The following is an 8,004-nucleotide window of genomic DNA, read 5'->3' on the forward strand; positions in this document are numbered from 1 at the left end:
GACGGACGCGAGCGTGGACCTGTTCGAGTACCAGGCGAGGGACATCTTCGCCAAGCATGGGGTGCCGGTTCTCCCCGGTGAAGTCGTCGACACGCCGGAGGCCGCACGCGCGGTGGCCGAGCGCCTTGGCGGCAAGGCCGTGGTCAAGGCCCAGGTGAAGACGGGCGGTCGCGGAAAGGCGGGAGGCGTCAAGCTCGCGTTCAGCCCCGACGAGGCGGTCGAGAAGGCCGAGCAGATCCTCGGCCTGGACATCAAGGGCCACATCGTCAAGAAGGTCATGCTGGCCGGCCTGTCGGACATCGCGGAGGAGTACTACGTCTCCTTCCTGCTCGACCGCGCCAACCGCACCTTCCTCGCCATGGCGTCCGTCGAGGGCGGCATGGAGATCGAGGAGGTCGCCGCGACCAAGCCCGAGGCGCTCGCGAAGATCGCCGTCGACGCCAACGAGGGCGTGACCGAGGCGAAGGCCCGCGAGATCGTCGAGGCCGCGAAGTTCCCGGCCGAGCTGCACGACCAGATCGTGGACGTGCTGAAGAAGCTGTGGGACGTCTTCGTGAAGGAAGACGCCACGCTGGTCGAGGTGAACCCGCTGGTCAAGACCCCCGAGGGCAAGATCATCGCGCTCGACGGCAAGGTCTCCCTGGACGAGAACGCCGACTTCCGCCACGCGGACCACGAGGCGCTTGAGGACAAGGACGCGGCGGACCCGCTGGAGGCCGCGGCCAAGGCCAAGAACCTCAACTACGTCAAGCTCGACGGCGAGGTCGGCATCATCGGCAACGGCGCGGGTCTCGTCATGAGCACCCTGGACGTCGTCGCGTACGCCGGCGAGGCGCACTCGAACGTCAAGCCCGCCAACTTCCTCGACATCGGCGGCGGCGCGTCGGCCGAGGTCATGGCGAACGGCCTGGAGATCATCCTGGGCGACCCGGCGGTCAAGTCGGTCTTCGTCAACGTGTTCGGCGGCATCACCGCGTGCGACGCGGTCGCCAACGGCATCGTGCAGGCGCTGGAGCTCCTGAAGAGCAAGGGCGAAGAGGTCACCAAGCCGCTCGTCGTCCGTCTCGACGGCAACAACGCGGAGCTGGGGCGCAAGATCCTCACCGACGCGAACCACCCGCTCGTGCAGCAGGTGGACACCATGGACGGCGCGGCCGACCGTGCCGCCGAGCTCGCGGCTGCGAAGTAAGGGAGCCTGAACCAACATGGCTATCTTCCTGACCAAGGACAGCAAGGTCATCGTTCAGGGCATGACCGGCTCGGAGGGTATGAAGCACACCCGCCGCATGCTGGCCTCCGGGACGAACATCGTCGGCGGCGTGAACCCGCGCAAGGCCGGCGAGAAGGTCGACGTCGACGGCAACGAGATCCCGGTGTTCGGCACCGTGGCCGAGGCCATCGGGGCGACCGGCGCCGATGTGACGGTGATCTTCGTACCGCCGAAGTTCACCAAGGACGCGGTCGTCGAGGCCATCGAGGCCGAGATCGCGCTCGCGGTGGTCATCACCGAGGGCGTCCCGGTGCACGACACCGCCCAGTTCTGGGCGCTGGCCGGCGCCAAGGGCAACAAGACCCGCATCGTCGGCCCGAACTGCCCCGGCCTCATCACGCCGGGCCAGTCGAACGCCGGCATCATCCCGGCCGACATCACCAAGCCGGGCCGCATCGGCCTCGTGTCGAAGTCGGGCACGCTGACCTACCAGATGATGTACGAGCTGCGCGACATCGGCTTCTCCACCGCCGTCGGCATCGGCGGCGACCCGATCATCGGCACGACGCACATCGACTGCCTCCAGGCGTTCCAGGACGACCCGGACACCGACGCGATCGTGATGATCGGCGAGATCGGCGGCGACGCCGAGGAGCGCGCGGCGGCCTACATCGCCGAGCACATCACCAAGCCGGTCGTCGGCTACGTCGCGGGCTTCACCGCTCCCGAGGGCAAGACCATGGGCCACGCCGGCGCCATCGTCTCCGGCTCGGCCGGCACCGCGCAGGCCAAGAAGGACGCCCTTGAGGCGGTCGGCGTCAAGGTCGGCAAGACGCCGTCCGAGACCGCCCGCCTGATGCGCGCGATCATGGAGGGCTGACCTTCCGCCGCGGCGCGAACGCAGCAGGAAGCACAGCAGGACGCACAATAAGAAGTACGGTGCGCAGGACCACCGAGACCGCCCCGCCGTTCCGGCGCCGGGGCGGTCTCGCCGTTCGGGGCCCTCCTGGTATGTCGCCCGACCGGCGGTGGTGACGCCGATGCCCCCAGGCGCGTGACGCCCGCCGCCTGCCCGGCCGTTGTCCCGAACGCGCGGCGACCGGTCACCGGGCCGAGCGACAGGGCATGGTTTCGTCCGGTGCGCGGTCCGGAGCGGACCTGTCGTCGGCGAGGTGGTGGTGCGCGTGACGGTCGCCGTGGTCGTGGGGCTGGTCTTTGTCGTGGCGACGGCATTGCAGCGGTTGACCGGCGTCGGTTTCGGGCTGGCCGCCGTGCCCGGTCTGGTCGTGGTGTTGGGCCCTGTCGAAGGCGTGCTGCTGTCGAACGTCGCCGCGGGCCTCATCAGCGGCCTCGGGTTGCTGGGGACATGGCGCCACGTGCGCGTTCGCCTCATGGTGCCCTTGGTGCTGGCGGCGGCAGCCACCGTTCCGGTGGGCGCGTGGACGGTCGCCCGCACTCCTGCGGCTCCGCTGTTCATCGGCATCGGGACCGTCGTCGTGGCAGCCGTCGCCTGTATCGCGTGCGGCCTTCGCATGCCGTCATTGCGCGGTCGCCGAGGCGCGGTCGGCGCGGGGGCCGCGAGCGGTGTGCTGAACGCCGCGGCGGGAGTCGGTGGGCCGCCGGTCTCCCTGTACGCCGCGAACGCGGGCTGGTCGGCGGCGGAATTCCTGCCCAACGCGCAGTTCTACGGCGTCGTCGTCAACGCCTTCTCCGTTGCCGCCAAAGGGGTTCCCGACCTCACCGGCGCGGTGTGGACGAGCGCGACCATCGGTCTCGCGGCGGGTCTGTCGGCCGGCATCGCGGCTGCGGGGCGGCTGCGAGACGCAAGCGTGCGCCGACTCGTCTTGGGCCTGGCCTTCGCGGGCGGAGTCGTCACGCTGGCCAAGGGCCTGCTCCACGGCGTTGGCGCATGAGCACCACCGGCTTCCGAGCTCGTGGTGACCGCTGAGCCTGCCCATGCCTTTGTCGTCAGAACCCCAAATCGTTTTGCACAGCAAGTTATCCACAGGGGTTGGGGATTTGTGGATAACTTTCCGAGTGCTCCGTCAGTCCGACGTACGCTCCCTGATCAGGGCCACTTGGTCGTCCTCGTCGTACTGCACCTCGAACACCGCTGTCGCCAGCGCTCCTTCGGCGGCCTTGGAGAGGAAGTCCCCGGCGTAGACGACCTGTTGCTTCGACAGTCCGAACGCCTTGGCGCCGTGGAAGGAGACCTTGGGGGAGAGCGGGATCTCGCGTGGTTTCCGCTGGGGCGCGTCCGCGGGCCCGTCGGCGGTGTCGACGATGAGGAAGGTGCCACCATCATGGCTCGCGGTGCCCTTGACACGGACCAACTCCCGCCTGTCGGCGGGGACATCCTCGGCTCGCGCGGTGCTGCGGCCGATCTTGATCGGCGGCTTCGGCGCGTGCGCGACGAGCGGGAGCCCGGCCGCCTCGCGGGCCGAGATCGAGGCTCGGACCTCGGCGCGTTCGTCGGGGAGGCTTCCCGGGACGGCCATCGCGACCGCGGCATACGCGGCCAGGCCGACGAGCGCGGTGGCGACCGCACCGACGAGGATCCTGCCGCGCGCCTGCGTGTCGGCGCGGAGGGTGCCCGCGGCCTGCAACTCCGGGCGATACCGGGCGGCCAGGTCCCGCATGATCGCGGCGATGCGCTTGTGGGCTTCCGGGCCGTCGGGATCGGCTTCGGCCAACTCCTCGATGCCGTGCGTGAGTTGCCGGTTGGCGAACGCGATCCGCTCGATGGTCGAGCCGAGTGTGGACTCCGTCTCGATCGCGACCTCCTCCGGCGTCATCCCGTAGTGGTGACACAGCACCACCGCGCGGCGGCGGTGCACGGGAATGCCGCGCAGGGCACGCAGCAGGGCGACGTCGGTGGCCCACTGGCCGTCGCCGTCGCCGCCATCGCCGTCGTCGTCGGGAGTGTCGGGGGCGGCGCCGGGCCGCTTGGGCTGAGGATCCAGGCACGGCACGCGCGGGGCGGAGGCGTCCCCTTCGGCGGAGCCTTGCGCGGGCGACGTGCCGGGCGCGGTGCCGTCGGCGGGCGGTGTCCGGTCGGCGCTCGACGAGGTCGCGGGCTCGTCGGGATTTGCGGCGGCCCCGGCCCTCCCGGTGGCTGCGGTTGCTCTGATCGCCCCGGTGGCGTCGGCGGCTGCGGTGGTGCCGGTCCTCCCACTGGTCCCGGCGTTGCTGCTGGTCCCGGCGGTTCCGGCGGTATCGGCGGTGTCGGCGGCATTCGTCGTGCTGTCGGTTGCGTCGGCAGGTCCCGGCGCGGCGCGTTTGTCCGCCTTGTTGCCGTCGTTCTCGGCACCTGTGCCCGGGTCCGTCGGCGCATCGGGGCTGCCGCTCTCCTCCTCGGGGCCGGGAGGCTCCCGGAGCACTTTGCGCGCGATCCGGTCAAGGTGCAGCCAGCCGCTGACCTTGTGCTGGGCGCGGTGCAGGTGGTCGAGGGCGATGTCGGAGGCCTTCATACGGACCCACGAGTCGATGTTCGACTGGTGGGCGGCGATCTCCCATTCGGCGTACACCCGCGCGTACGCCCGCTGGGTCGCGTGCACGGCGCGATGGGGGCTGGCGGTCAGGAGATACACATACCGGGCGACGTCGGGGGCCGTCCGGTCGTAGAACGCGTCGAAGGCCGCGTCGTCCATCGTCGTTGCGCTCCCGGTCGTTCGCATGCCGTCGCTCGCATTTCGTCGTGTGCTTGCGGTCGTGCGATCGAGTCGCCCGTCGGCAGCCGGGTGCTCGAGCGGCGTCGACGGCCCGGCGGCCCCCGGTCTCCGGCCTCCGGCGAGTGACCCCTGATCCGGCATTGAATACCAGAAACGTCATATTCCTACCGATTTGGAACGACACGAATGGCGTGAACTCCTCATACGGCGCATAACGTCACGAGGTTGGCAGCATGAGGGACCGTGACCGAGAGCCCCGCATCCGCGCGCCCCACACCCGCCGGCGCCGACCCGACCAGCCCGCCGGACACCGCCGGCGCACCCGCCCGCGAGCAGCCCGCGCCCCATGTGCCCGCGCCCAAGCCGCCCGCACTCGATCCGCCTGTGCCCGACTCGGCCGCCGCGGATCCGAGCGGCCGCGAAGTGCCCGGTCGCCGCCAGATCCGAAGCACCGACACGCGCGCCGCCCTCGGGTCCGTCCTCTCCGGCGTATCGGCGGCCATGACGGCCGCGGGCCTCGGTGTCGTGTTCGCCGTCGGGGTCGTCCTGGTCGCGGTGGTCGTCGACACGCTCGGCGGCGGGGCCACCGCGCCGGACGACATCCTGCGTACGGCCGGTCACATCTGGCTCGCCGCCCAGCGGGTCGGGATCGATGTCTCGGCGGAGCCGTCCGAGAGTGCGGTACGGCTCGGCATCGTGCCGTTGGGGGTGACGATTCCGGTCGTCATCGTGCTGGTCCGGGCAGGACGCCGGTGTTCGGTCGCGGCGGCCCGGCGCGGCGGCGCACGGTTCCCGGTCATGGCACTCGCGGCGTGCGCGGTCCTGTACGCGGCGCTCGCCTACGTCATCGCGCTCTCCTCCGCGACGCCGACGCTCCGGCCGGTGCCCGAACGTGCGCCCGTCGCCGCCTTCGTCGCCGCATTGGTGTTCGGGGGGTACGGCGCGGTGCGCGCAGGTGCGTACCGCGGCCTGTCCGCCCGGATGCCCCGTCAGGTCTCCGACCGCGCGGCACCGTTTCTGGCCCCCGCCAAGGCCGCGCTGGCCTCCGGGGTGACCGGCGCGCTGCTGCTCGCGGTGGGCGGCACGGTGGTCCTGATCGCGTCGACCATCACCCACGCGGGTGATGTCGGCGGCATGGTCGACCGAGTCGCGGACGGACTGCCGGAAACCCTCGCGCTGGCCCTCCTGTGCGCGGCGTTGCTGCCCAATGCGGTCGTGTGCGCGGTCGCGTACGCCTCGTGCGCCGGGTTCGCGGTGGGCGTGGGGACAACCATCGCGCCGACGGACGTCACGTTGGGCGCCATGCCGGCGTTGCCGCTGCTGGGCGCGGTTCCGGAGGCCACGTCGGCGGCAGGCTGGTGCACGCTCGCGGTGCCCGTGATGGCCGGGATCGGCGCCGGACTCGTCGCCGCCCGGCGCACGCATGCCGACCGCCTGTGGACAACTGTCGGCACCGCGGCGGCAGCGGGTGTCGTGACGGGCGCACTGGCCGCCGTCGCGGCCTGGCTGTCGACGGGTGCCGCAGGTACGCACCGCCTCGCGCAGATCGGCCCGCACGTCTGGACGACGGCCGGCGCGGTCACGGCCGAGGTCGGCGCCGTGGCCGTCGCCACCGCAGCGGTCGCGGGTCTGCGGCGAAGGACCCGCCGAACGGAAAGAACATCACGCGCCACGAAGCGCCCACGCCCCCGGCCTGCCGCGAAGGCCGCCTCCTGAAAACGCGCCCGGGCCTGCCGGCGGCCCGGCGCGGATGCGGAAGGCGGCCGGCGAGCCCGAGGTCAGCCCGCGCGCGGTCGGGCGACGTGCGGGGAGCACAGCACGCGGCATTCACAACCGCGAGCCCGAAGCGCCGCCCGCGACACCACGGACGGGTGGCACCACGGACAGCGCACATGACGGGCGGGTCACCGCGGTGATCCACATCGGCCGTCTCAGGAAACACCGACACGACGCGGCACACGACCGGCGGCGATATTGCCGACCTGGCCGGCCGGACCGCACTGGTCACCGGGGCCGCGTCACCCTGCCGCAGCCACTCCCGCCCGGTCGCCGCTCAGATCGGGCTGCTGTCCAGGTTGTCGACCAAGTCCCGGGAGAACTCCGGCAGATGCGACTTGCACTGGTCCTGCGCCTGTTTCGTCAGCGCGGCGTCCATGCAGTCGTAGTAGTCCTGCTGCGACCACCGGAAGCTCCACACACCCAGCACCCAGACGACCGCGAGGACACCCGTCACCAGGCCGACCAGCGCGCCGGAGGGGCGCGGTGTCGTGCCCGAGGCCCTTGCGGTGGCGTTCGGGTCGCGTCCGGGGCGGGGGAACCGCCGTGCGCGCCCGGGGTTGCGGGCGGTGCCGCCGGGGCCCTGTTCGATGCGCGGGCCCACGGTCGGCGCGGACGTGCCGCGCAGCGCGCGGAAGCCGAGCACGGCCGCCGCGAAGCCCATCACGATCCCGGCTTCCTCCCAGAAGAAGATGCCGAAGAACAGCCCCCACACGCCGAGCCACAGTGCGATCCGCGCGTTGCGGCGACGGGGGTCCGCAGGCGTGCGGTCGTCGTCCCGGTCGCGGTCCCGGCGGTCCCGGCCGGAGCGCGGGTCACCCCACGGGCCGCCCGATCCAGGGCCGCCGGAGCCGCCCGAGCCGGACCCTCCCGACCCCGAGTCGCCCGACCCGGAGTCTCCCGAGCCGCCGCCGGGGAGGTTCCAGGGTGCCGCCGGCGGACGGTCGGGGGCACCTTCCGGAGGCGGAGCGTACGGGTCCCGCTCGTCGGTCTCGTTGCCCGTGTTCATGCGCACACCCCGCCACGGCCGGTGCCGGGCGCGTCCGACACGCCTCTCCTGTTGATGCGCTCGCTCCGCTCACTCATCCGTGCTGCCTGCCCTCGTCCTGCCGGATCCCCATGGGCACCCCGCCGCTCCCAAAGCCTCACGCCCCGTCCCGTCGCGCCCGGCGTCGGCCGGCACGGCGCCTTACCTCCGTGCGCCGGGCCGCCCGCCTTGGGGCGGCCGATGCGAACAGTTGCCTGGGATCGTACGTGTGCGCGCCGACCCGACCACGAGCGGTCGCGGTCCATGGCCGCCGCGACCGGACGTCGCCCGGGTTCGGGGGGGGGGGGTGGAGGACGGGG

General features: G+C 72.1%; 6 protein-coding genes. 4 read left to right on the forward strand and 2 right to left on the reverse strand.

All coding sequences use genetic code 11. The features are described from left to right. The first annotated feature begins 13 nt into the window (after positions 1 to 13). From sucC to ACRX5W_RS04010, 3 genes are all read left to right on the forward strand, one after another. Entirely contained in the window at positions 14 to 1,189 is a 1,176-nt protein-coding gene (gene sucC / locus ACRX5W_RS04000) for an ADP-forming succinate--CoA ligase subunit beta (RefSeq protein ID WP_436786465.1), read from the forward strand. Positions 1,190 to 1,205: 16 nt separating this feature from the next. After that, a complete protein-coding gene (sucD, locus tag ACRX5W_RS04005; protein ID WP_436786466.1) occupies positions 1,206 to 2,090 on the forward strand; it encodes a succinate--CoA ligase subunit alpha in 885 nt (294 codons plus the stop codon). Positions 2,091 to 2,394: 304 nt separating this feature from the next. Further along, entirely contained in the window at positions 2,395 to 3,123 is a 729-nt protein-coding gene (locus ACRX5W_RS04010; protein WP_436786467.1) for a TSUP family transporter, read from the forward strand. A 132-nt stretch (positions 3,124 to 3,255) separates the two neighbouring features. Here the strand turns inward: ACRX5W_RS04010 and ACRX5W_RS04015 are convergent, their stop codons facing one another. After that, positions 3,256 to 4,860, reverse strand: coding sequence for a hypothetical protein (locus ACRX5W_RS04015; protein ID WP_436786468.1), 1,605 nt, complete (start codon positions 4,858 to 4,860; stop codon positions 3,256 to 3,258). A 264-nt stretch (positions 4,861 to 5,124) separates the two neighbouring features. Here ACRX5W_RS04015 and ACRX5W_RS04020 point away from each other — a divergent pair, with 264 nt between their 5' ends. Then, complete coding sequence (locus ACRX5W_RS04020; protein ID WP_436786469.1) at positions 5,125 to 6,597, forward strand: cell division protein PerM; 1,473 nt, start codon at positions 5,125 to 5,127, stop codon at positions 6,595 to 6,597. A gap of 337 nt (positions 6,598 to 6,934) precedes the next feature. On the opposite strand, the gene ACRX5W_RS04025 is transcribed toward ACRX5W_RS04020, so the two are convergent. After that, on the reverse strand, positions 6,935 to 7,666 hold the full coding sequence (locus ACRX5W_RS04025) for a hypothetical protein (RefSeq protein ID WP_436786470.1): 732 nt from the start codon (positions 7,664 to 7,666) through the stop codon (positions 6,935 to 6,937). Between the last annotated feature and the right edge of the window lie 338 nt (positions 7,667 to 8,004).

The organism is Yinghuangia sp. YIM S10712, assembly GCF_051388935.1.
Classification (GTDB): Bacteria; Actinomycetota; Actinomycetes; order Streptomycetales; family Streptomycetaceae; genus Yinghuangia.

Excerpts from the sequence above, each read along its gene's own strand:
- sucD (WP_436786466.1), top strand. The coding sequence starts at position 1,206 with ATGGCTATCTTCCTGACCAAGGACAGCAAGGTCATCGTTCAGGGCATG.
- ACRX5W_RS04015 (WP_436786468.1), bottom strand. The coding sequence starts at position 4,860 with ATGGACGACGCGGCCTTCGACGCGTTCTACGACCGGACGGCCCCCGAC.
- ACRX5W_RS04025 (WP_436786470.1), bottom strand. The coding sequence starts at position 7,666 with ATGAACACGGGCAACGAGACCGACGAGCGGGACCCGTACGCTCCGCCT.